Raw genomic sequence first — 24127 nt, 5'->3', positions numbered from 1 at the left:
TTTTTCACGCCCGCCCCTTTCTGCCAGCTTGGTTGGCGCCAGACGACGCTCACGCCGCCCCCTGTTCCCCAGGAATTATCGCACTGGCCTTTATCCGGGTTGGCGCTGGACCAGGCTGGCTCGCTGGCGCGGGTTCCTGTGCCATCCGTGGCGAGGACCGTGCCGCCAACTGCGAGGGCGTAGGGGTCCGAGCTAGGGAAGTCAATGGTGGGTTTGCCATACGTGCCATCGTCAAAGGCGGCGCAATCGCCTGACGCCACCGCCAGGGTAATGCCTTCGGCGGCCATACGCTGAATGGTCTGGTCAATGGCAAACAATTCGCTGCGGCTAAAGAATTGCTCGTCGGCGCCCCAACTGGCGCTGGCGACCTGCACGCGCCCGTCCTGGGCAATCTTGCTGAGCACAGCCTCATATGCTGCCGGGAAGGAGGGGGTATCTGGCAGACAGATGATACTCGCGCAGAAGTTGTATTGATATTCCACCAACTGCGCGTCTGGAGCCAGGGCAGCCAGGTATTCAAAATCCAGTTCGGCTTCTCCTGTGGAGCCGTCATCGGTGGCGACGGCGCCGCCGTTGACGCGCACCAGTTGCCGATGGAGCTTGCCGCCGGTGGTGCAACTCAGGAAGGTATTCACATCTTTTTCGGAAACATCGTCGTTAAACTCGACAACGCCGATGCTGATGCCTTTGCCGGTATAGCCCGCGTTGTAGGCGTCAGTGTAGTGATAGGTGTTGGCAATTGCTTCGGGCCGGGTGCCTGATTCACCCTTACAGGCTGGCGGCAGATCAGGTGGTGGCGTGGGCTTGGGGTTGGGCTGCCCAAAGTCGCTCATTCCCAGGATGGAGGTGATGTATTGTTGAATATCAGGCGGCAGGGTCACGTCTCCCGCCGGAGCAAAGAAGGTCTTCCCGTGTTGTTGGAAGTTTTGTGTAACCACGTGCAGGGCGGCAGCAATCTGGAGGATGGTCCCAGAGACGGTCAGGCTATCGCGCAGGGACGAAAGGGCAACGACTTTAAAGCCTTGCGAGGTGAAAAAATGGGTCACGGTGTCAATGGTACTTTGGGATGCGCCATAGCGCTGCGCGACTTCAGCCGGGGTGAGAAATTGGCCGTAGTGTGGGGAAGAAGGGTCGGACATGGCGGCCAGATCATCGGCCAATGCCTGGCGGTTGGTCTTGAGTCCGATGGTCAATTGCAAGGTGGTATCGGGAGAGAGGCCGCCAGCGGGCAGCGCATTGACTATCCCCGCTGGTAGCCCACCAAGCGCAGGGATAGCGGGTAGCGAGACTGGGGTGCTGGAGCGCTGGTTCTGGGTGGTTGTGGGATTGCCACAGCCTGCCAGGATGAAGCCCAGCGCAGCCAAACCTGGCAGCAGACGGAACAGTATATGCCTCCCCAGGAGACGAGAAACGGTGAGATGGTCGCTCATACCAGTGAACGCGCTGCGAAAGGGCTGATTCCGCTGCCGCGCCCCCTCCTTCCTGCACACGACTGAAAAGACGATGAGATTACCCCAACTATACCGCGCTTCTGTCCGTTTGCCCATGAAGTTGCTCATCTCCTGGCTGTGGAGTAATTCACTGAGCGCCAGTGACCCATGACCCTTCGCCTCCTCAAGTTGACAAAGTTGAAAACATGTTCTATATTCAATGGGTAGTCATCTTATGCAGATCCGTAAGCAAGCAGGGAGATGGGTATATTGGGTGATAGGTAGGCACAGAGCATACAGAGATCAAGTAGTTCACCCAAGCCGATTCTTGACACCTGGCCTGGGAGCGGATAAAATACAAATCAGGTCGTGCTAGATGGGGTGCTTGGGCCACCCTGAACCCGAAACGCTCAAAATGCGGGATTGAATTCCCACTCTGCGGCTTATCGAAGTGACTCTTGTGAACGGTATGTGGCGTTGATGGTTGGGTCCTGCGCGGCAGATGTTTCCGAACCCCGTCAGATCGTGATTGAAGCAGCGGTAAGGAAACCTCCCTGGGTGACGCAGGGGAGCCTGGCCTGAGTTGGCAGCCGGTGGTGGATTGATGGGCGCGAGTCGAAGGTGGGTGCACGACCGCTTCTTTTTGCCCTTTGGGGGATACGCCAATGGCATCACAAGCCCTCTATCGTAAATGGCGCTCACAGACTTTTCAGGAACTGATCGGCCAGGAAGCTGTGGTGCAGACCCTCAAGAATGAGCTACAGTCGGGGCGCGTTGTCCATGCCTATCTCTTTTGCGGGCCGCGCGGCACCGGCAAGACGAGCGCGGCGCGTTTGCTCGCCAAGACGCTAAACTGCCAGAATCCTCAAAGCGGCGAACCCTGCAACGTCTGCCCGAACTGCCGCGAGATCACCGAGAACCGCTCGCTGGATGTGATTGAGATTGACGCGGCCTCGAATCGCGGCATTGATGAGATTCGTGACCTACGCGAGAGGGTTGCCGTCAGGCCCGTCAGCGGGAAATATAAGCTGTATGTGCTGGACGAGGCGCATATGCTGACCGAGCCAGCCTTTAATGCGCTGCTGAAAACGCTGGAAGAGCCGCCTCCCTATGTGATCTTTGTGCTGGCGACGACAGATGCGGAGCGCATACCTGCCACCATCGTTTCGCGCTGTCAGCCCTTTTATTTTAAGCGCCATACCTTCCGTAATACTGTTCGGCATCTTCAGTATGTGGCCGGACAAGAGGGCGTCACGCTGGAAAACGGCGCGGCAGATTTGCTGGCCCGCGCTGCGGGCGGCGGGATGCGTGACGCGCTGAGCATGCTCGATCAGGCTATTGCAGCGATGGGCCAGACGGTGACACAGAGCGGGGTGCAGGAGATGCTGGGCCTGGCCGACCCGCATGCGGTGCGCGAGCTGGTCGAGCATATCGCCTTGCTGCGCGGCGCGGATGGCCTGCATTTGATTAACCAACTGGCCGAGGCGGGAGCGGATTTGCGCCAGTTGAGCGCGCAGGTGGCCGAATACTGGCGGGCGATGATGCTTGCCAGGGCTGGCGCGGATGTGGTCGCGGTGCTGGATCGCACCCCGGAAGAGGCTGATGAGATTCGCCAGCTTGCCGGGTCGTTCGCATTGGATGAGCTTTCCGCCTGCGCGCGCCTGTTTTCGCAGAATGATGTCGGCGCTCGCGCTCTTACGATCCCTCAGTTGGCGGTAGAACTGGCTTTTATTGATTGCCTGCATTTACATCGTCAGCGAACGGAGGCGGCTGGCGATGCGCCGAACAGTCCGATGAACAGCCCCGCCAGACCTCCTCAGCGCCCTGCCTCCTCAGCGTCGGCCCCTGAACCGCGCCATACGGCCCACGCCCTCCCGCCCGCGCCTGGGGAGGATACTCAGGCCAGCGGCGCTGCGGAGCCGCCCGGATCGCCTTCGGCAGCGGTCCAAACGATTGGCGCCGCCTCCCTGGCAGGAGAAGCGGGCGCTGGCGTTGAGGTGTCTTTTGCGTCTGGCGCGTCTGTGGATGATGAGCAAGAAGCTGCGGCGGCGCTGGCTGCGCCATTGCCTGGCCTGGCGTTGGAAATTGCCGTCAGCCAGTGGGAGATGATTAAGAAAGCCTGCAAGACGAAGACTAACAAGCTGGCGGCCTTGCTCAACGACGCCCATCCGGTCGCTGTCACCAACACGGATGGGTGCGAAGTGTTCATTCAAGTAGAGTTTGATTTCCACTATAAACGGCTGTTGGAGCCGGAGAGCCGGGGTGTGGTGGAGTGGGCCTTGCGAGAGATTCTTCAGGTTCCTTGCAGTTGCCGGTTTCTCCAGAAAGACGAGCCTATTCCGGTCTCTGTGACTGTGGCCCCTGCTCTACCTTCCATTCAGTCGGACAAGGGGCGCGCAGCAGGGCCGCAGGAGCCGGGGGCAGCGTCCGAAGCAGATCGCCAGGCTGAGTCAGTTCAGCCCGCCGCGCCGACCCGGTTGTCTGACGCTCCGGCAAACGGCGCTGCGCCCGCAGGGCGATCATCAGATGCCCTGCCCTCTCAGAATGGATATGGCGTGTCCGCTGCTCCGCCAAGGAGGGCAAGTCCTGCCCAGGCGTCCGCTCCCCCGGCGAATCCACTTGAGGCAAAGGTGCGCCAGGATCCGGTGGTCGAAGAGATTATCAAAACCTATGGCGCGAAACTGGTCGAGTGGGAGTCACTGGGCGAGTAGATGTCGTATAATGAAAGGGCAGCGCGCGGGAAAAGCCCTGCTCTGGAAGTGTGTGGCAGCTTCTCCCGGCGGATGTCCTGCGCTGCTGATCCCTGATTGTTTTTGCGAGCGACCCCCGAAAGGAGCCTCCACGAGTCATGGCATTTAATATGAAAGCCCTCCAGCAGATGCAGCAGAAAGTGATGAAGATGCAGGAGGAGCTGGCGAATTCCTCCTTCGAGGGTACGGCGGGCGGCGGCGCTGTCTCGCTGACGCTCAAGGGGACGTATGAGGTGCTGGCCGTCAAGATTTCGCCTGAGGCGGTGGACCCTGAAGATGTGGCCTCGCTTGAGGACTTGATCATTGCCGCTGCTCATGATGCTTTCGAGAAGGTGCGGGCGCAGCAAGAGAAGATGTTTGGCGGTATGATGGGCGGCATGAAGATGCCAGGGATGTTCTAGTTTCAATTAATGTCGCGCTGGGGAGAGCTATGCAAACGACTGCCGCGCCGGTGACGGCGCTCATTGAAGAATTTGCGAAATTGCCGGGCATTGGCCCCAAGACGGCGCAGCGCCTCACCTTTTTTATCTTGCGCAGCCCAGCCGATCAGGCGCGCCGTCTGGCCGAGGCGATTACGCGCGTCAAAGAGAGCATTATCTCCTGTTCGGTGTGCTTTAACATCACTGAGACCAGCCCCTGCGCCATCTGCGCGAGTCCCCAACGCGAACATGGCCTGATCTGCGTGGTGGAAGAGCCGCTGGATGTGCTGGCCCTGGAGAAGACGGGGGTGTTCAAGGGCCTCTATCATGTGCTGCATGGCGCGCTTTCGCCAATTGAGGGCATTGGCCCCAAAGATTTGCGTATCGAGGAACTGGTGCGGCGGGTAGCGGATGGCTCCGTCCGCGAGGTCATTCTGGCGACGAACCCCAACTATGAAGGCGACTATACCGCTGAGTACATCGCGCCGCTGCTGGCTCAGCATGGCGTCAAAGTGACCCGGCTGGCGCGTGGCCTGCCGATTGGGGGCGACCTGGAATATGCTGATGAGGGGACGCTGAGCCGCGCGCTGGAGGGCCGCCAGGGCATGTGAATGGCGGGGCTGCCGGGCGGCCCCGCGTTCCGTTTTTGTCTGTGTCGAAAAGAAGATATATATGTTGTGAGGGCAGGCGCCAGCGAGCGTTCAAGCGCAATGGCAGGACTTGACGAAATGCCTTCAACTATAGTACACTTGTTCAAGGTTTCCCCAACTCATTGAGCTATTCATCAGATGATGAAAGGTGTAAGGCTGGCGCTGTGCCAGGGCGGAGATAAAGCCCACAGGCGGCGATGCCAGTCCGAGAGGAGATTATCATATGGCGGCAGAGCGGAGCAGCGTAGGGATCAGCGCAGCGCCAGGCGCAAACACCTCAGAGCGCGAAAAAGCCCTGGAAATGGCGGTGTCACAGATTGAGCGCCGGTTTGGCAAGGGCGCGATCATGAAGCTGGGCGAGGCGCGCGCCAAGATCTTTGTTGAGTCAATTCCTACCGGCTCGGTGGGTCTTGATCTAGCTCTGGGGATAGGCGGTATCCCGCGTGGTCGTGTCACCGAAATCTACGGCCCGGAATCTTCTGGCAAAACGACCCTCTGTCAGCATATCATCGCGCAGGCGCAGGCGAAGGGCGGTGTGGCGGCGTTCGTAGATGCCGAGCATGCCCTGGACCCCAGCTATGCTGAGAAGTGCGGCATTAACACGAGCGATCTGCTGATCTCGCAGCCAGATACGGCGGAGCAGGGTCTGGAGATCGTCGAGATGCTGGTGCGCAGCGGCGCGATTGATGTGGTGGTGGTTGATTCGGTGGCGGCGCTTGCGCCACGCGCTGAGATCGAAGGCGAGATGGGTGATGCCCATGTGGGCTTGCAGGCGCGCTTAATGAGCCAGGCGCTGCGCAAGCTGACGGGCGCGATCAATAACTCCAAGACGGCGGTGGTCTTCACCAACCAGCTTCGTGAGAAGGTGGGCGTGATGTTTGGCAACCCGGAAGTCACGCCAGGTGGGCGGGCGCTCAAGTTTTACTCCTCGGTGCGTCTGGAGATTCGCCGCATTGAGAGCCTGAAGATGGGTACGGATGTGGTGGGCAACCGCACGAAGGTCAAGGTGGTCAAGAACAAAGTGGCCCCGCCTTTCAAGGTTGCTGAGTTTGACATCATGTTTAACGAGGGTATCTCCCGCGAGGGCGGGCTGCTCGATCTGGGCCTGGAGATGGGTATTGTAAAGAAGAGCGGCGCGTGGTTTACGGTGGGCGATATTCGTCTGGGCCAGGGCCGCGAGAACGCCAAAGAGTATTTGCGCCAGAACTCGGATGTGGCTGCCGCGATTGATCAGCAAATCCGCACCAATATCAGCAGTTACAAGCCAGCCGATGGGGCCGCCGCGGCTGCTGGCGCGGCTGCTGAAGAAGAGGAATAGCCCGCACTCTACAGGCAGCGAGGAGCCGGAAACCAGGTACTGCCTGGTTTCCGGCTCCTCGCTGCCTGTAATAGTACCTTGGTCCTGATAGCTCGGCTGTAGCATTGTCTGAAGAATGCTTCCTGTGCTAGAGTGTTCAGAGTGGAGGCGTGCTTCCTCCAAACCACCTGTGACCTGGCTTGTTGGGAGCCAGCAAGCTCATCAGACGGAGGATGACCTGGCGATGACCCCTGAGGAACGCGAGCAACTGGCAAGACAGCTTACGGTAATTACTGCGCCGCTTCCTCCGGCGCAGCCGAAAGCCTTGCCAGCGAGGGCTGGAGAGTCGCCTGACACGCCGCCGGTTCCCTCAAAAGCGCCCAGGCTGCGGCTTGCGTTGCCAGTCCGCTGGCGTGGGATGCGTCTGGGCCTCTTTGCCGCTATTTTTGGGCTGGCGCTGATAGGAACCGGGCTGGTTGAAGGGTTAGCGCCGAATGTATTGAACTTCGGCGGCCAATTATTGGGCCTGGTGCCAGCGCCGCCGCCCCCCACCCCTGTGCCGACAAAGCCGCCAGCAAGTCTGATCGCGCGCAGCCCGACGATTTCGGTGGTGGAGATCGAGCGTGTTCTCGAACGGGTCAACAGCCCTATCTTGCCCTATGCCGGGGATGTGTACGCCTCTGGTATCCAATATGGGATCGATCCTGTCTTTGCCCTGGCTTTCTGGATGAAAGAGAGCCGCGAGGCGTCCGATGGTTCGGTAGCTGCTACCTACCATAACCCTGGCTATACACAGGGGCTGGCGAGCGATACACGCTGCGGGCGCTGGGCCTGCTGGCCTACCTGGCCTGAAGGGATTGCAGGCTGGTTCCACTATATGCGTATTTTCTTCGTTAACCGGGGCATCAAGACGGTTGAAGCAATTCTGCCCATTTACGCCCCCTCCTCTGATGGTAACAATACCCTGGGGTATATTGATTTTGTCAACCATCAGGTGGCGATCTGGCGGGCAGAATCGGCTGCAAACGATTAGCTCTGCTGTCAGCGCGCGAGCTACTGCTTCAGCGGCGCTGTAAAGCTCACGATGGTTCCTTTCCCCTCCACGCTTTCTGCCCAGATATGTCCGCCCATGCGTTCAATCAACTGCTTACAGAGATAGAGGCCCAGCCCCAGGTTGGTTGGCTCGTTGCCTGGGGGGCGAATCCCGGCCACGCGCGCCCGCTGCTCGTTGCCGATGACCCGATAAAAACGCTCGAAAATATGGGGGAGATCGGCGCGGGGAATGCCCACGCCCTGATCGCGCACGCTAACCTCTGCCCACAGCGGGTTGTTTTCGGGGGTGCAGCGCAGAGACACGCTGATAGGCTTGTCAGGATGGCTGTATCTGACGGCATTCTTGAGCAGGCGCATGATGATCTGTTGTAGCTGTGTCTGGTCTCCCTGAACCTGGCAGGGGTCATGCTCAACCACTGTCTCTATGGTTCGTCCGGGTGTCAGCATCTGTTGGTCAATCGCTGATCGCTGGATGAGGCGCGCCAGGTTCACCGTTTCACTATAGGGGCGCTGCCGGGCGCTCTCCAGACGTGTCACGGTGTAAAGCTGGTCGGTTAGTTCTGAAAGGTGTTCGACCTGCTCTTGTATGTCGGCCAGGCGTCCGCGCGCGCGTTCCAACACCTGGCCGGGCGGGATTTCCATCGCCAGGTTGCGCTCCAGAAGCTGGGCATAGCTGCTAATCAGCGTCAGCGGATTGCGGGCATCGTGTGCCGCCACCAGGAGTAACTCATCTTTGAAGAGTTCGCGCTCCAACAGGCCGCTCAAATCCTCAAAGATGGCGACGGCGTGGCTGGCGATCCCCTGGGCAGTGCGCAGCGGGAAGGCGCTGACCAGCATGGGGTACTGCCTTGGCCCGCGCACGAGCGTATCAGTGGGGGAGGTTGGTGGCTGTTTCGCCTGCTCTGCTGGCTGGCCCTGGGATAAGGGGTCAGCCTCGATCTCAACGCTGATCTCGGCGCGAAACGACTCGGCTTGATGGAGTGCGACGCTCAAGCCCAGCCATTCCGGGGGGTACTGATCGGCGCTTACCCAGGAGCGCAAGGGCGCTGAGGTCTCGACTCCTGGCGCCTGCCTCCCAAGCAATCGCGGCCAGAGCATGCGGGCGGAGCGGTTTGCCAGCACAATATGCCCATCGGGCGCGCCACTGATAATGACTGCCTGTGGCATGGTTTCAACCAAAGCATGAAACAAGCTCGCGGCGCTGTTCTGGTTCTCGGTCTGGTGGCCGCCTGCTGATAGGGCGCGTGGCGGCGCGGGCCATGCTGGCGTGGAGTCGGGGTTTCCGGGTGGTGTCTGGATCATGGGGGTACTCTCGATTACTGTCTGTACCTGTTCTGTAGCTGACCTGTCGGGCAACAGGGCATCCTGGGCCAGTGCTCCCAGGCGTATAGCACTCTCTGGTCGGCTGTGTACAGTATTTCCACGCAGCGGCAGAGCCGTTGATTCCCCATCGCGCAATCTCAGGGGCTGCTCTGGCGGGGAGAGGCGCGGTGTCGCCTCAGCGTTGGGCATGCTGAGCCTGCTTACCAGGGTTCTGGCGATCTCGGCGGCAGCCTGCGCCTTCCATGACGCCAGCACCGGCGCTCCTATCATGGCTGTAATCGCAGCGGGCGATTCGCTGCTGTCGGCGCGGCTCTCCTGCGCGCCCGGCTCGAAAATCTGGAGCGGCCCCAGAATGATCTGAGCGAGGGGGACGCTGCCCAGGATAAAGGGCGTGATAAAAAAGTGCAGGTTGCTGCCGTAGATGACTTCCAGCATCTGGCCGCTGTGCTGAGGCCAACTCCTGGGGGTCAGCAAATCTTTGGCGAGCGGTGTTCCTTGTTCGCCGGGCCTGGACCTGACCGGCGAGATGCCAGGTAATGTCTGGCCGGTTGGGCCGTAGACGGAGACGGGGATGCCTGTCGCCAGTTCCAACTGCATTTGGATGGCAAGCAAATTATCGAGAACCTGGCGGGCAGCCGGATCGTGCAAGGGATCGACGAGAGGCATGCCGCTGACGCCATCAGGCGCGTGCCAGGCCAGGCGGGTTTTCGCAATCACGGAGTATTCCCTCAAACGTCGGTGAATGGGTAAGAGATCGTCGCTCGCACAGCGAAAGGCGCTGCGCGGTTTCTACAGGGTAACAGCGACACGATCTATATTAGCGCCGGAAAAGCCGGTCGTAATGCTCACCCACGATCTCCTTGGGGAAGAGTTTCAGCAGGGAGAAGGTTGCGACGGCAAATGTCACCCAATCAATCGCCCCGTCAAGCGGAAGCTCCAGAATCTCCACTGGAAGTAACAACGAAGCTACTGTGACGATCTGCGCCGCCATCTCTGGGAGGAGAGGTATCAGCAGCAAGAGTCCTAGCGCGCCCAGGTATGCCCCTTTCCGTACCAACGATACCCGCCGATCACCCAGGACGGCTACGACGAGTCTGCCTGTCTTGACCAGATGAAAAATGAGATCTGTTCGTTTGGGCTGTCTGTGTTTTTGTGGCTGCTGTTGTTTCGTTGATGCTTGCTGGGCGCTCTGGGCCATCTTCCCACCCTCCGTTGAAGAGACTGGTCTCTGCTCTTCTGTCTGCTACTCCGCCGCTCTCTTGCCCCAGCGTTTCAACTCCCTCATGGCAATCTCTAGCATTCGTTATGCCAGAGTTGCGCCTGTCTGGTTGAGCTTGCGCCTGTTCTGAGGCGTGGGAACCAGGTGGGGGCGGGCGCGGCGTTTTGGTCAAGCTGTTTTGTGGGGGCGACCTTGCCCTTGAGATTCCCAGGAAGCATTGTAGCAGATCGCCCGTCGGTCACGCTAGCCCCTGCTTCATCGGGCGCTGGCCCCGCCTGGGAAAAGTGGTCATGGAGCCTGTGGAGTAGTGGGGACAGGCGGCCAGGCATCGCCCTGCATTTCCAGGGCTGGCGCGAGGATTTCGCGGGGGCGTCCGCTGGGGTCTGCAGGGCCAATAATCTTGTGCGCCTCCAGCAGATCGATGAGCCGTCCGGCGCGGGCATAGCCAACGCCGAGCCTTCGCTGTAAGAGGGTAATAGAGGCTTTGCCAGCCTCGCGCACGACCTGTTCCGCTTGCGTGAATAAATCATCTTCAGGCTGATGTTCTTCGTCTTCGTTCCTGACTGGCTCCCACGATTGCTCTGGACGAGTATGCCCGGCAGGCGTTTGCCGCCAGTGTTCGACGATGCGCTCTAATTCATCATCGGCCAGGAAGGTACCCTGGATACGCTCTGGCTTGCCCGCGTCTATTGGCATATAGAGCATGTCGCCCCGTCCCAGCAGGCGCTCCGCGCCGCCCATGTCGAGAATGGTCCGCGAGTCAATGGATGAACTGACCATAAAAGAGATGCGCGTGGGGAAGTTGGCTTTGATGAGGCCGGTAATCACGTCCACCGATGGCCGCTGGGTTGCCACAACCAGATGAATGCCGGTTGCCCGCGCAAGCTGCGCCAGGCGACAGATCAAGCTCTCCACCTCTTCGGGCGCAGCCATCATCAGATCGGCCAGTTCGTCAATGATGATGACGATATTGGGCAGTGTTTCCAATTCCCGGCGCTGGGCGCGGGCCTTGCGATACGCTTCCAGGTTGCGCACGCCAATTTTCGAGAAGAGGCGATAGCGCCGCTCCATCTCCTTGATGCCGCGCTTGAGGGTGCCGATGACTTTCTCTACGTCGGTCACGACGGGGGCCAGCAGGTGAGGGATGCCGTTAAAGCCGGTCAGTTCGACCATCTTGGGATCGATCATCAGAAAGCGCACGTCTTCGGGTGTGGTCTGCATCAGAAGGCAGGCGATGATGCTGTTGATGCAGACGCTCTTGCCTGCGCCGGTCGTTCCGGCGATGAGCAGATGCGGGAAGCGCGCCAGATCGCCGATGCGCGCGCGGCCAGCCACATCACGCCCCAGGGCAACGGTCAGCCTGGATTTGCGGCGGCTCTCTTCGTAATCTTTGCCCGCCAGAATCTCGCGCAGCGTGACCAGACGGCTCTGTTTATTGGGAATCTCGACGCCTACATAGGGACGACCAGGCACAGGCGCTTCCATGCGAATGCTTTTGGCCTCCAGGTCCAATGCCAGGTCGTTTTGCAGGGCCATGATGCGGCTGACGCGCGTGCGTACCAGGACCGGCTCGCCTTCGTCATCCAAAACGACATGCCCACGATAATCTTTCTTGACCTTTTCCACTGGTCGGACGCCGACACGAATGACTGTTGGGCCAACGCTAATGTCGGCTCTTCGCACTTCGGCGTCCACCCGAAAGCTGCGCAGCGTGCGCTCCACTTTGCGGGCGAGTTCTTCGATCATATCTTCCTGGCGAAGCTGGCGATGCTCAACGACGCCGTTCAGCAACGTAATGGACGGAAGTTGGTAGCGCACAGCGGGCGCAGCGTTTGCTGCGGAGATTGGACCGCTGGCCTTGCCCGACGTGGCTCTGGCCGCCGCGCCTTTTTTCATGGGCAAGGGGGGCAGTGGCGGGATGGTGTCCCCAGCGGACCCATCTGCTGTCTGCGTGGCGCTGGCGAGGTCTTCAGCGTCATCCAGGGCTACAACGCCTTCTGCGCGACGGCGCAGACGTGGAAAGGGCGCCCTGGCGACGGCGGTGGCATTGGTCTGGGTGGCATCGGCCTCTTCTTCTGGCTCGAAAAAGGCAGCAGCCAGGTTTCCGGCGGCCCGCTGTGCCTGGGCGCGGCCAATCGCTGAGGCGAGGCCGCCAAAGATGGCGCGAACCAGCGCAGCCAGCGCGCCAAAGAACCAGCGCAGCACGCCAAAGAGCCAGCGAAGGACGCCGAGTAGATGACTGAAGGTGATACGAAAGATGAGCAGCAGCATGATGGCTATGGCTCCCAGCACGCCCACCTGTTGCGCGTTGAGGGGGAATCCGGCAAGCGGCGCGGTCAGCAGCGCACCAAAAAGCTGGCCGGTATCACCGCCAAAGAAGACTCGGCTTCCCAGCACGAGCAGGCACCCCAGGATGCTCAACTGGATCACCAGCCCCAGGCGAATAAGCCGGGTGCGAGTTGCGGCCTCGGCCAGATTGGCAAGGGCAAGGGCAGTCAGGCCGATGACGAGCAGATATGCGCCCCAGCCAAGCAGATCATAAAAAGCGTTGCCTAGCACAGTCAGCGGGCTGTGTGATTGCAGGCGGATGAGCAGGCCAACGGCGAGTGTGATGGTGAAAACGAGCAAGATGCCTGCGGCAAAGCCTTGCTTGACATGTCCCGGCCAACTCAGCATCCAGTTAATGATGACGGCGTCGCGGGTCGGTGGCGCAGGTGGGTTTTCGTCGGCTGGCTTTTTACGGCGCGTTGTGCGCGTTGGGGACGACTTCGTGTTCTTTTTGGTTGTCCTGGGTCTGGTGGTGGTTGCTTTCTCTCCCGTTTTGGTTGCGACTTCCCCCCCTGATGCGTAGTTGATTTGCTTCCAGCCTTGCGCTCCCTTTGTCTGGCTGCTGTATTCCGACTTCGCAGACCCCTGCGAGGCATGATGTTTTCCTGGCATGGCTGTATACAAGCGGGCTGGCCCGCCGTCCTCAATCTATAGAGCGCCAGCAGGGTATGCTGGTTGGTCCTTCTATGTAACAGGAAAACAGAAAGCCGAAACTTCGCCAAAACTTCATGACGAACGTTTCAGTCGCGCCGCTGCCATCGTCCGCCCAATTTACGCCTGCCTGGCACGCTGTTTTGCCTGGGTGTTCTTTAGCAAAAAAAGGGCCGTTTCGCCCATGAGAAAGCGCCAATTCGCCCACGCCAGCATCGGTTCCATGCCTGTACAGAATGGTTCTTGGTAAAGATAGCACACTTGCCCGGCTACTTCAAGGGGAGTACACCTGATCCGATTCAGAAAAGAAACCACCAGAGCGGCCAAAATGATCTGGCTGGACGCTCTGGCGTTCGTGATCTGCTAAGAGAGCTTATACCTCTGCTCCAGCCTCTTCTCCTTCGCCCTCGGCTTCGCGGACCATGCGCTCTGGCGCTTCCAGGCCCATCAGATGCAGCGCCCGCGCCAGGGCGACCTGCGCGGCCCGCGAGAGCTTCAGCCGCGCCAGCCGCGTGGCCTCATCTTCGGCCTGCAAGACGCGACAGTCATGATAGAAAGTATGGAAGGCTGTTGCCAGATCGGTTGCATACTTCGTCAGGTGATGCGGCTCCAGCGTCAGGCTGATGCGCTCGATCACTTCTTCCAGGGCTAGCATCTCGCGCATCAGCGCCAGTTGCGCGTCGCGCTGGGGAGCCGGGTTATCCGCCAGGGGGCGCATATCGGCCCCGGCGAAATGCTGTTCTTCCAGGTTCAGGCGCTCGCTGACTTTGCGAAAGATGCTGGCGATGCGGGCGTGCGCATACTGCACATACAGCCCCGGATTCTTTTCCGACTGTTCGCGCGCCAGTTCCATATCAAAATCCAGATGCTGGTCGTTGCTGCGCATCAGGAAGAAGAAGCGGGTCACATCTTTGCCGATCTCATCGAGCAGGTCATCCAGCGGGATCGCGTTCCCCAGCCGCTTACCAATGCGCTTGCCCTGCACCGTCACGTTCCCATAGAGCAGCACGATGGCGTGGTCCGGGTCGTAGCCCAGCATGCCTGCCGCCGCTTTGAGGCGCGAGACGTAGCCGTGATGGTCCGGTCCCAGCACCCAGATAATCCGGTCGAAGCCGCGCTCAAACTTGTTCTTGATATAGGCCACGTCTGGAGCGATATAGGTTGGGTCGCCGCTGCTCCTGAGGATCACCCGATCTTTGTCATCGCCAAAGTCGGTGCTGCGCATCCAGGTTGCGCCATCCTGCTCATAGAGGTAGCCTTTCTGGCGCAGCAGCGCAATGGCTTCCTGAAGCGCGCCGCTGGTTTCCAGCGAATGCTGGCTGAACCAGACATCGAACTGGATGCCCAGCCGCGCCATCGTCTGGTGGATGCCCTGCATGATGATCGTTGCCGCCAGGCTGCCGAGCGCGGCGTCGCGTTCGGCCTCTGGCAGCGCCAGATAGCGCCCGGCGTCGGGAACGAATTGTCTGGCGAGTTCGGCGTAGTAGTAATCGTAGTAGCCGTTTTCGATCTTGGGAATCTCCGGCGCGCCGATCTCGTGAGCCAGGAAGTGTGCAAGCGAGCGCCCCAGATTGAAAATCTGCTGCCCAAAGTCGTTAAAGTAATATTCCTTGGTGACATTGTAGCCAGCGGCCTGCATGACGTTGCCCAGCGTGTCGCCGATGAACGCGCCGCGCCCGTTGCCCACATGTACCTGTCCAGTTGGGTTGGCGCTGACAAACTCCAGGTTCACGCGCTCACCCAGCCCCAGAGCGATTTCCCCAAAGTGGTCGCCTTCTGCCAGCACACGATCAGCCTGCTGGAAGAGCCAGGTTGGGCTGAGCCGGTAGTTAATAAAGCCTGCTCCGGCGACTTCTACTGTTTCGACCAGATGAAAATCCGGTTCTGCTCCGGCCAGCTTTCTGGCCTCTGCGGCAATGGCTTCGCCAAGCTGGCGCGGATTGGCCTTCTCACCTGTGGCCCGCTTGATCTCGCCTGCCAGCTTCATCGCCAGGTTGGCGGCAAAATCGCCATGACTGACGTATTGTGGCCGTTCTATCTCAAAAGCGGGCAGTTCAACCTGGGGCAGCGTTCCTTCCTTCTGCGCTGCCCGGGCGGCCCGCGTTGTTACCTCTTGAATGATGTCCCGAATCACGGCATTTTCTCCAATGTGAGATATACCAGGCTGGCACTGGTCTATCTGCCAGCCTCCTGTTGCAAATGTGCCAGAGTGGCGCGCACCGCTGCGCGGTGAAAGGTTCGATACATATCGTCCTTACTATAAGCAGGGTCTGCTCCCAGGTTCTTGAGCGCCTGCTCGAAGGGCAGGCTGATGATCTCTGCTATATCCGCGCGCTCGCGCCAATCCGTTGGGACCAGCCCAGACGCGAGCGCGGCGCGCGCGTGGCGCTCGACCTCATCGAAATAGGCGCTGTTGCTCGTGATGAGCGCCGGATCGGTAGTATCGCCGTGACAGGGAATCACCGTTGCCGCGTTCAGAGCCGCTAGCCGCTTCAGCGAACGCCGCAGGATGGGCAGCGTCTCCGCCGCTTCGATATAGGGAAAAGGCTGCTCGGCGGCATCGCCTGCCAGCAAGAGGCGCAGTTCTGGTATCCAGACAGAGAGATGGTCCTCAGTATGCCCGGGTGTCGGGATCAGTTCCAGGGTGAGATCACCGCCGTCAATCAACAGGCTATCGGTAAAGGTGATGGTCGGCGCGACCAGGCGCACATTGGCGAACCGCGAAGCCTTTTGCTGGCGCTGCGCCAGATACTGGCGTGCCTCCTCGCTGTGCAAACGCTTGCGCGCCTGCTCGTGGGCGATGATTGGAGCCGGATAGGCCCCACCCGGCGCGGCAAAGAGCGCGTTTCCCCAGCAGTGATCATAATCTGCGTGGGTGTTGATAACCAGCAATTGACGCCCGGCCAGTGACGGGTGGATCATTTCTATGATCGCCGCTGCCAGTTCTGGCGCTGCCATCGTGTCTATGACGACGACATAGCGATCTGTAACCAGCACGCTGGTATCGACTTCATCCCCGGCCCTGAAGAGGCGCAGCCGACTATCCCAGCCGCTGTTAGGAACTTCTATCAGCCTGGGCTGCTGGCCTTCCTGCTCTATCTGCTCCACCAGCGGTCCTCTCTAGCTCTGGCTGGTCAGCGCCTGCGCGCCTCGGCCTCCATGTTCTTCAGGCGCGCCTCGACGTAGGCGCTCAGCGTCCCGCCCACTTCATACGGATGACCATAGCTATGGTCATTCGTCACCTGAATCTTTTTATCGCTGCGCAGGTCCACAAAAGCGACGGATGTGGGGCCGCGCGGCTTGCGGCGCATGCCTAACATACGTCCTGCGGTTGTGCCAGCGGTAATCTTCTGATCTCCTGACCGATCTACGGCTTCCGGCGTGGTATATATGGCCCATGATGCGTGCGTGGCTGGGGCGCTGCTCCCCTTGGTTGTAAGAAAGCCTACTTCTTCGAGCGGAACCAGATCGATCTTATTCTTCTCCTGCTTACAATAGACCTCAGGGGTGATAACGATCATGCACTGATCGGCTTGCAGCAGCCGACGGGTATCTTTCGCCAGCAACCAGAGACTCCCGACGCCTGTGACCCCCAACGCAGCAAGGAAGAGGCCCGTGATGATAATGCCCCCCGCGCCGTGTTCGAAGTTTTCCGGCCAGGTGGCGAGAAACAGCGCGATAAACAGGCCCAACCCCATGATGGCCCCAAGCGCCCATCCAAGAATGGTAAACCGAACCTGATTGCGGCGCAGCGGCAAAATGATCCAGTTGGAGGGTGCGCTGTCGCTGCGGGCGGTGGACAAAATCTCGGCAGCTTCCATTTTGTCTTTTCTCCTGATGAAGAGAACAAAAAAACCAATCCCTATTATAACATACGAAAACTGCCAGCCAGTGCTCACACGGATAGCGCCTATGGTACAATAGAGGGGTCTGTGTGTGATCTGGACTCGCGGGAGTTCCGCTGTGATGAATGATATTGCCCAGGCGATTGCTGCTGCCGAGCAGTTGCGTGTAAGTTACGAAGCGGCTCATCCTGAACAAAGCGATCCCCTGGCTGCCATGCCGATTGACTCGCTGGTAGCCTGGAAAGGGGTTGCGGTGGAGCGCTTTAACCCGGTGGACGCGCCACCAGGCACGCTGGGCTGGTTGGAGCCGGGCGAAGATTTGATCTGGCTGAGCGTCTCTCTGGATGAGCCTGTGCGGCGCTTCACGCTGGCCCATGAATTAGGGCATTGGGCGCTGCACCGCCGGGTCGGCGGCCAGGCCGATGTTGTTTCGGGCGGTCTGCCACTGGTTGGGTCTGATCAGCAGGGCGCCTGCACCGCTGAGGACATCGAGGCTTATCTGGCTGGGGGACTGGCGGAGGACGAACTGCTGCAACCCGGCCAATCCTATAGCCCTCGCGCCCGCCGCGAACGCGCCGCCGATGCTTTTGCCGCCGCGCTGCTCGCTCCACTTGAGCGCGTGCGCCTCCTCTTCCTGGGTACGCCTGAACGCGAGCCGTTGGACCCTGAACGTCTGGCTGCGCACTTTGGGATGACACTGCAAGCACTGTTGGGTCGCCTGGCAGAGATGCTGCGCGAGCAGCCGAATCTCAGAGAGCCAGCGATGCCGCAAGCGAGGCCAGCCAGAAGGGCGAAGACGCAGCCGACCAGCGCCCCCGGAACCTATGATCCCTGGCAGCAGGCCGCGATTGCCGCCGCGACGCCTGCCCTGGTGGTGGCTGGCCCTGGCAGCGGCAAGACCAGCACGCTGGTGGGGCGCGTGCGTCATGTGGTTGAAGAGCAGGGCGTTGCGCCTGATCGTATCCTGGCGCTGACGTTCTCGAACAAGGCTGCCCTGGAGATGCGCGAGCGGATCGCCGCGCTGCTTGGAGCAGAGTCTGTTCTGCCGACGGTCAGCACCTTCCACAGCTTTTGCGCCGATCTGCTGCGCCTGTACGGGCCGCAGGTGGGGCTGCGCCCCGATTTTGCGTTGTTGGATTTGCCGGGCAGCTACTTTCTCTTGCGCAAGGTAGCCGGGCGGCTGCCGCTGCGCCACTACGGACATTTGAGCAATCCTGAATTGCATTTTGCCACGCTGCTTGGCGCAATTTCGCGGGCGAAAGATGAGCTTGCCACTCCTGAAGACTATCTGCGCCTGGCCGAAGCGGCGCTGGTGGGTGCTCAATCGGATGAAGAGCGGCTGAAGGCAGAAAGAGCGCGCGAGGTGGCGCTGGTCTATCAGGTCTATCAGCAGGCGCTGGCGGCGCAGGGCAACGCCGATTTTGGCGATTTGATTCTGCTAGCCGTGCAGTTCCTCAAGGCGACTCCCGCCGCGCTGGCAGAACTGCATGGGCGTTACCAGCATATTCTGGTTGATGAGTTTCAGGACATCAACCGCGCCAGCGGTGTGCTGCTCAAGCTGCTGGCGGGCGAGCGAGCCAATATATGGGTGGTGGGCGATCAAGACCAGGCGATCTATCGTTTTCGCGGCGCTTCTCCGGCCAATATCGGGCAGTTTCATCGTGACTACCCTGGCGCGCAGGTGCTGCCGCTGAGCCGCAACTATCGCTCGCTGGCCGATATTGTCGCTGCCGCAGGGGCCTTTCGTGAGGCGGCGCTGCGCCTCTCTGTGAGCAGCCAGCCGGGCGCGCCAAGCGAAGATCAGAAAGAAGCCCCTGAGCGTACAAGCCAGGAAGCACCATCTGAGCAATCAGCCGCCTCCGAGAGTCAAGAGGCGGTGCGACTGGCCCCGGAGGAACCGATTATCACGCTTGCAGCAGCTCCCGATGCCCAGGGCGAGATTGCCGGTCTGGTGTCGGCTATTGAAGAGCGCCACGCGCGCGGCGTCCCCTATCGAGATCAGGTGGTGCTTTGCCGCACCCGCGAACAGGCGCGCATGGTGATCGAGGGGCTGGAGCGCGTCGGCATGCCTGCCAGCGCCGGAGGGAGCCTGTTGGAGCAGCCTGATGTCAAGGATTTGCTGGCAATCGTGGCGCTGCTGGCCGAGCCAAGCGGCATGGGCCTGCTGCGCGCGGCGGCGCAGCCCGATCATTTCATCCCGCGTGATGATCTGCTGGCGCTCTTTGCGCACGCGCAGCGCGAAGGCATTCCGGCTGGGGTCTTGCTCTGGCAGCCTGAGCGTTTGCCCACGCTTTCGCCGCAGGGATTTGTCGGGGCGATGCGTCTGGCAGACATCCTGGCAGACTTGCGCGCGACTCCTGATCTCTGGACCTTGCTGGCGCACTATGTCTTTATTCATACCGCCCTGGCGCGGCGTTTGCTCCAGGCGAATGACCAGGCTAGCCGCCAGCCAGCGCGCCCGCATCTCGACCACTTGCGCGGCGTGCTGGACCTTGCCCGACGCTTTGATACGCAGGAACGCGAGCGCGAGGCCGAAGAGGACCAGGGTGCGGCGGCTGACCCTGGCAAACGCTGGGAGCGGTTTCTGGAGTATCTGCGCGTGTTGATTGAACTGCGCGCCGATGATGGGGGACGCCGCGAGCCGGAAGATGGCGACGGCGAAGCAGCGGACATCGTGCGCGTGATGACGGTGCATGCCAGCAAGGGCCTGGAGTTTCCTGTGGTCTATCTGCCGCAACTGGCGCAGCAGCGTTTTCCGGTCAGTATGCGCAGCGAGGCCGCGCCGATGCCGCCGGGGCTGTGCGAAGATGAAACCATCCGCAGCCGCCACGATGCCCGCGTCGCGCACTTGCTCGATGAAGCCAGCCTCTTTTATGTCGGCCTGACCCGCGCCCGCGATGAACTGCTGCTGAGCTATGCCGAGCGCTATAAAAAGCGTAGGGCCGCCGCTTCCGATTTCTTGCGCCATATCGAGGAAGCGCCTGGCGCTCGCCTGCGCCGTGTCCGTTGGGGCGAAGCTGATCTGGCGGCGCTGGAAGGGAAGGCAAGCGAAGCGCAGAGCGCGGCGGATGGACTGGCGCTGGAAAAAGAACCCGGCGCTCGCCCGGCGGCTATCAGCGCCGGGGAGCTTGAAACCTATCTGCGCTGCCCACGCCAGTATCAATATCGCTATGTCTATGGTTTCCAGCCAGCGGGGCAGGGCTATCGCCAGTTCTATGAGTGTGTGCAGCGCACCCTGCGCGTTCTGCATGAGCGCCTGGCAGCCGCAGGCGCTGCATCGGGCCTGGCGAGCCAGCCAGAAGAGAACGCCAGCGCGTCAGCCGAACCAGCCTTCAGCCTGGAGGCCGCTCAGGAACTCTTTGCCGAGAACTGGCGTCAGTTTGGACCACTGGAACACCCCTTTGCGGAAAACTATTTTGCGCATGGCCTGCGCGTCATCGAACGCACCTGGAGGGGCTTGACCGGCGCTGCTGAAAGCCAGGCGCAAGAAGCGGCGACAGATAGGGCAGACGATGAGGCGCGCCCAACAGCGAAGCTGGCTGCCAGCAGCCGCCTCTCGCAGAGACTGGATGCGCGCCTGGATGGGCAGGCTATTCAGGTGACGGTTGATCGCGTGGAAGAAGAGGGGCTGCCGCTGGCCGTTGATCCTGAGCGTCCGGTCCGGCTGGTGCGGCACCGCATGAGCGGCAAAGATGAGGAGAAGGCTGATGTTGAGGTGCGCCATGTCCTTTACGCGCTGGCGCAGGAGCAGCGCACTCCTGGCCGTCCGGTGGAGGTCTATGAGCATAATCTGAGTACTGGCGCGCTTGTGCCTGTCCCGCTGGACAGCCGCGCAGCCCAGAATCGCCGCGCCGACCTGGCGGCGGCGCTGGTTGGCATGCGCGCCCGACGCTATCCACCCAAGCCAGACCGCCGCCTCTGCCCACGCTGCCCCTTCCTGATGATCTGCCCGGCGGAATAATCGGGGAACCCCAAACCATATAGACTCGTAAAGCTTGAAGTAAGGAGAGTATGTCAATGGTGACGCTTGAGGATGTCGTTGAGGCGCAGCGCGTAATCGCCGGTCGGTTGCATCGCACGCCCCTGCTTTCTGCCCAGGCGCTGGGGGAGATGGCCCAGCCGCCGGTACGCCTTTTCTTGAAAGCCGAGCTGCTGCAAAAAACGGGAGCCTTCAAGGTGCGCGGCGCGCTCAATAAGCTGGCGTCGCTGAGTTCTGAGCAGAAGCAGCGTGGGTTGATTACCGTCTCGGCTGGCAATCACGCGCAGGCGGTGGCCTGGAGCGCCGCTGCCGAGCATGTGCCTGCAACGGTGGTGATGGCTGAAACGGCGGTGCGCAGCAAAGTCAATGCGACGCGCGGCTATGGCGCGGAGGTTGTTCTCTTTGGCACGAGTATGTCGGGCATCTTCGATCACGCGCACCAGCTTGAGCGCGAGCGCGGCCTGCTCTTCATTCCGCCGTTTGATGATCCGCGCATTGTCGCCGGACAGGGGACCGTCGGCCTGGAGATTCTGGAAGATATGCCTGATCCCGATGTGGTGATCATCCCTTGCGGTGGAGGCGGCCTCTGCTCTGGCGTGGCGACGGCCATCAAATCGAAGCGCCCGCAGACGCGCATCGTGATTGTTGAGCCGGAGGGCGCGCCGACGATGCGCCGCTCGCTGGACGCGGGCAAACCGGCGGCGCTGGAGAGCATCAACACGATTGCCGATGGGCTGACTGCGCCGTTCACCAGCGACCTGACACTTTCGCTCACCCAGTGCTATGTGGATGACGCGGTGCTGGTTTCCGATGCCGAGATTGCCCAGGCGATGGGCCTGATTCTGGAACGCTGCAAGCTGCTGGCTGAGCCTGCCGCAGCGGCCAGCGTGGCGGCCCTGCTTTGCGGCAAAGTAAATGCCGCTGAGGGAGCAAAGGTCGTTGCCATCCTCAGCGGCGGAAACGTTGACCGCGAGCGCCTGAAACAGCTTTTATAGGTCTATCTATTTAAGAACGGGTGGCTTTCCCAGTGGCTGCGTTTGTGGTACAATCATAGTGTAGGGTTGCCCTGACTGGATAGGCATACATGCTTTGGACACCAGTTCTGTAACAAGAGTGCAGGTTCGAGTCCTGCCACCTCTTCGGAGGTGTGGCGGAATGGTAGACGCGCCGGTAGCAACACTTGCCTGTCGAACTTGTAACCCTATACGGCATTATGGCCGCTCAGGCCAACGAGAAAGCGCGCGCGCGGGCAGCATCTCTGCCCGCGCGCTCCCTTCTTCGTCTCTTGCAGCGATGCCGCTTTCAGAGGCCCAGCCCTTGCTCATCAAGCGGACCATACCCGGTGACGACGAGCTTTTCCATGATGGGGAAGCGGGCGAGCGTATCCCGCACTTTCTCGACGGTCACGGCTTCTACGTCGGCTACCTCATCTTCGGCTGACTTCAATTTGCCTTCGGAGAGCCAGGTGGCCGGAAGCGCCTGCATGCGGCTGGCGGTATGCTCGGCGTTCAAGACGATCTGGCTAATCAGCTTGTCTTTGGCCCGCCGCAGTTCATCCTCGTGAACGCCTTCTTCGACCAGCCCCTGAAGTTCTGCCCGCATCAGGCGCAGCACCTCTGGCGCGTTGGTGGGACTGGTCGTGGCATAGAGTTCCACCAGCCCGGTTCCGTCAAAAGCCATCAGCCCGGCCACTGCCGCTTCGGCCAGCCCTTTCTGGTGAATGTTCCAGAAGAGCCGCGAACCGGAGCCATCGCCCAGCGCCATGCAGGCCAGTTCCATAGTGTAATAATCGGGGTCTTCCAGCCCCAGTGATGGGAAGGCCAGTAAAAGCTGCTCTTGTTGCAGCTTCTCTTTGGTACACACGGCGGTTCGGGCTGATGCGGGCGCGTAAGGCTGCCGCGCGCGTCCGGCTTCGCCGCTCTGCCAGGTTGCGCAGTAGCGTTCGGCCAGTTCCAACACCTGATCCCATTGGAAATTGCCAGCCACCGTGAGGATCAGGTTGTTGGCGCTGTAACGCTGCCGCCAGTAGTCACGCATCCACTCGACATTCATGGCCCCGATGCTGTCGCGCGACCCCAACACCTCGCGGCCCAGCGCATACTCGCCAAAGTAATGCTTCATCAGCCAGCGGTACGCCTGGCGCGCTGGCACTTCCTCCGAGCGGGCAATCTCTTCGATAATCACGCCGCGCTCGGTGTTAAACTCGTCTGCATCCAGTTTGGGCTGCATCATATCGGCCAGGATTTCGATAGCTGGCGCGAGGTTCTCTCCCAGGATGCGCGCGTAATAGAAGGTTTGCTCCAGCGAGGTAAAGGCGTTAAACTCGGCCCCGATGTTATTGAACGCCAGGCTAATCTCCTCGGCAGAGCGTTTCTGGGTGCCTTTGAAGACCATATGCTCCAGAAAGTGGGAGACACCATAGAGACGAGGGTTCGCTTCGTCGCGTGCGCCGGTGCGCACATGAAACGCTACTGCCACCGACTCGAAATCGGGCATGTGTTCGGCCAGTATCTGCAAGCCATTGCTCAGTCGGTGGGTGTAGAAGCGGCTGCTGGCGCCGTTTGCGTTATTCTTTGCTCCGCTCATTCCCTGTGAGCTTGAAATGGTCATAAATATGCAGCCCTTTCTTGGGGGACACGCTGCTGGCGCCTGGAAGGGCGTGTGCCGCGCAGGTGAAAAAACAGTGAGAATGATCCCGCCATCGCTGCCTATCTCTGGCGGGGATTTCTGTCATCATAGCCCCTGCTGGTCTGCGCTGTCAAACGTGACCCACTGGTGGTTCCACCAATTATCAGGGGCCACTTGTAGCGCCGCCCCCCTTCGGGAAGGGCCGCTTGCCTCGGCTGGGCCTCGGCAGTCTCGCTCCCGTTGGTCGCTCGCGCGTCCCTCCTGGCGGCTCAACGCTGGCCCGCTGGTAGGTTGGCCTGGAGGGCGAACGCTCGCCCTGGCGCAGCGGTGGCCGCCTGGAAGGCGGCGCTACAAGTAACACGCCTCGCTTGCCAACACCTCAGATTTGGTAGAACCCTCACTGGTCAGTCTTGCGCCAGTTGTGCCGCTGTGTTATGCTGGCACCGTTGCTATATAGGGGCATCCGATTCAAGCTGGCGTTTGCGCCCAGGGATTGGGTGTGCTGGCCGATTCTCCTGGTTGTGGGGTCGAGTCTCTAGTTGGAAGGAACAGTTT

Annotated in this window: 16 protein-coding genes and 1 other RNA gene; 8 read left to right on the top strand and 9 right to left on the bottom strand. The window is 60.7% G+C overall.

The annotated features are described in order from the left end of the window. Positions 1-1547, bottom strand: a 1547-nt coding sequence (locus VH599_10590; protein HEY7348751.1) for a protease pro-enzyme activation domain-containing protein, incomplete at its 3' end; no start/stop codon positions are given. Positions 1548-1797: 250 nt separating this feature from the next. Between VH599_10590 and ffs the strand changes: the two genes are divergently transcribed. The 6 genes from ffs (at position 1798) to VH599_10560 (ending at position 7579) form a co-directional block, all read left to right on the top strand. Further along, positions 1798-2063, top strand: an RNA gene (ffs, locus tag VH599_10585) — signal recognition particle sRNA large type. A 32-nt stretch (positions 2064-2095) separates the two neighbouring features. Next, positions 2096-4141 (top strand): DNA polymerase III subunit gamma/tau, encoded by a 2046-nt coding sequence (gene dnaX, locus VH599_10580; GenBank protein HEY7348750.1) that lies wholly within the window; start codon positions 2096-2098, stop codon positions 4139-4141. 137 nt (positions 4142-4278) lie between these two features. Beyond that, positions 4279-4581, top strand: coding sequence for a YbaB/EbfC family nucleoid-associated protein (locus VH599_10575; GenBank protein ID HEY7348749.1), 303 nt, complete (start codon positions 4279-4281; stop codon positions 4579-4581). 29 nt (positions 4582-4610) lie between these two features. Beyond that, positions 4611-5210, top strand: a complete 600-nt coding sequence (gene recR, locus VH599_10570; GenBank protein ID HEY7348748.1) for a recombination mediator RecR — start codon at positions 4611-4613, stop codon at positions 5208-5210. 262 nt (positions 5211-5472) lie between these two features. Continuing rightward, entirely contained in the window at positions 5473-6567 is a 1095-nt protein-coding gene (gene recA / locus VH599_10565; protein ID HEY7348747.1) for a recombinase RecA, read from the top strand. Between the two features lie 223 nt (positions 6568-6790). Next, positions 6791-7579 carry a hypothetical protein gene (locus VH599_10560; GenBank protein HEY7348746.1) on the top strand — a complete coding sequence of 263 codons (789 nt, stop codon included), beginning with the start codon at positions 6791-6793 and terminating at the stop codon, positions 7577-7579. Between the two features lie 20 nt (positions 7580-7599). Here VH599_10560 and VH599_10555 read toward each other — a convergent pair whose 3' ends face one another. The 6 genes from VH599_10555 to VH599_10530 all read right to left on the bottom strand — a co-directional run bounded on the left by VH599_10555 (position 7600) and on the right by VH599_10530 (position 16941). Further along, the gene (locus VH599_10555; protein HEY7348745.1) at positions 7600-9639 is read right to left on the bottom strand and encodes a HAMP domain-containing sensor histidine kinase; all 2040 of its coding nucleotides are present in this window, start codon (positions 9637-9639) and stop codon (positions 7600-7602) included. A 100-nt stretch (positions 9640-9739) separates the two neighbouring features. Continuing rightward, positions 9740-10120: a hypothetical protein gene (locus VH599_10550; protein ID HEY7348744.1), complete on the bottom strand. Its 381-nt coding sequence runs from the start codon at positions 10118-10120 to the stop codon at positions 9740-9742. 309 nt (positions 10121-10429) lie between these two features. Then, complete coding sequence (locus tag VH599_10545; GenBank protein HEY7348743.1) at positions 10430-13081, bottom strand: DNA translocase FtsK; 2652 nt, start codon at positions 13079-13081, stop codon at positions 10430-10432. Between the two features lie 412 nt (positions 13082-13493). Then, positions 13494-15254: an arginine--tRNA ligase gene (gene argS, locus VH599_10540; protein HEY7348742.1), complete on the bottom strand. Its 1761-nt coding sequence runs from the start codon at positions 15252-15254 to the stop codon at positions 13494-13496. Positions 15255-15295: 41 nt separating this feature from the next. Continuing rightward, positions 15296-16228 carry an MBL fold metallo-hydrolase gene (locus VH599_10535; GenBank protein HEY7348741.1) on the bottom strand — a complete coding sequence of 311 codons (933 nt, stop codon included), beginning with the start codon at positions 16226-16228 and terminating at the stop codon, positions 15296-15298. A 26-nt stretch (positions 16229-16254) separates the two neighbouring features. After that, entirely contained in the window at positions 16255-16941 is a 687-nt protein-coding gene (locus VH599_10530) for a hypothetical protein (GenBank protein HEY7348740.1), read from the bottom strand. 145 nt (positions 16942-17086) lie between these two features. Between VH599_10530 and VH599_10525 the strand changes: the two genes are divergently transcribed. After that, positions 17087-20926 carry an ATP-dependent helicase gene (locus VH599_10525; GenBank protein ID HEY7348739.1) on the top strand — a complete coding sequence of 1280 codons (3840 nt, stop codon included), beginning with the start codon at positions 17087-17089 and terminating at the stop codon, positions 20924-20926. 56 nt (positions 20927-20982) lie between these two features. Next, positions 20983-21939 carry a threonine/serine dehydratase gene (locus tag VH599_10520; protein HEY7348738.1) on the top strand — a complete coding sequence of 319 codons (957 nt, stop codon included), beginning with the start codon at positions 20983-20985 and terminating at the stop codon, positions 21937-21939. A gap of 307 nt (positions 21940-22246) precedes the next feature. Here the strand turns inward: VH599_10520 and VH599_10515 are convergent, their stop codons facing one another. Then, positions 22247-23554, bottom strand: a complete 1308-nt coding sequence (locus tag VH599_10515; protein HEY7348737.1) for a pitrilysin family protein — start codon at positions 23552-23554, stop codon at positions 22247-22249. Positions 23555-23735: 181 nt separating this feature from the next. Further along, a complete protein-coding gene (locus VH599_10510) occupies positions 23736-23933 on the bottom strand; it encodes a hypothetical protein (protein ID HEY7348736.1) in 198 nt (65 codons plus the stop codon). Positions 23934-24127 lie beyond the last annotated feature (194 nt).

This window comes from Ktedonobacterales bacterium, assembly GCA_036557285.1.
GTDB lineage: Bacteria > Chloroflexota > Ktedonobacteria > Ktedonobacterales > DATBGS01 > DATBHW01.
The sequence above is the reverse complement of the archived record's forward strand: the minus strand, read 5'-3'. Positions and strand labels throughout refer to the sequence as shown.

Bases quoted from the DNA above. Each gene is read 5' to 3' on its own strand.
- recR (HEY7348748.1), top strand. From the start codon at position 4,611: ATGCAAACGACTGCCGCGCCGGTGACGGCGCTCATTGAAGAATTTGCG.
- VH599_10575 (HEY7348749.1), top strand. From the start codon at position 4,279: ATGGCATTTAATATGAAAGCCCTCCAGCAGATGCAGCAGAAAGTGATG.
- dnaX (HEY7348750.1), top strand. From the start codon at position 2,096: ATGGCATCACAAGCCCTCTATCGTAAATGGCGCTCACAGACTTTTCAG.
- VH599_10560 (HEY7348746.1), top strand. From the start codon at position 6,791: ATGACCCCTGAGGAACGCGAGCAACTGGCAAGACAGCTTACGGTAATT.
- VH599_10545 (HEY7348743.1), bottom strand. From the start codon at position 13,081: ATGCCAGGAAAACATCATGCCTCGCAGGGGTCTGCGAAGTCGGAATAC.
- VH599_10520 (HEY7348738.1), top strand. From the start codon at position 20,983: ATGGTGACGCTTGAGGATGTCGTTGAGGCGCAGCGCGTAATCGCCGGT.
- VH599_10515 (HEY7348737.1), bottom strand. From the start codon at position 23,554: ATGACCATTTCAAGCTCACAGGGAATGAGCGGAGCAAAGAATAACGCA.
- recA (HEY7348747.1), top strand. From the start codon at position 5,473: ATGGCGGCAGAGCGGAGCAGCGTAGGGATCAGCGCAGCGCCAGGCGCA.
- VH599_10550 (HEY7348744.1), bottom strand. From the start codon at position 10,120: ATGGCCCAGAGCGCCCAGCAAGCATCAACGAAACAACAGCAGCCACAA.
- VH599_10530 (HEY7348740.1), bottom strand. From the start codon at position 16,941: ATGGAAGCTGCCGAGATTTTGTCCACCGCCCGCAGCGACAGCGCACCC.
- VH599_10525 (HEY7348739.1), top strand. From the start codon at position 17,087: ATGAATGATATTGCCCAGGCGATTGCTGCTGCCGAGCAGTTGCGTGTA.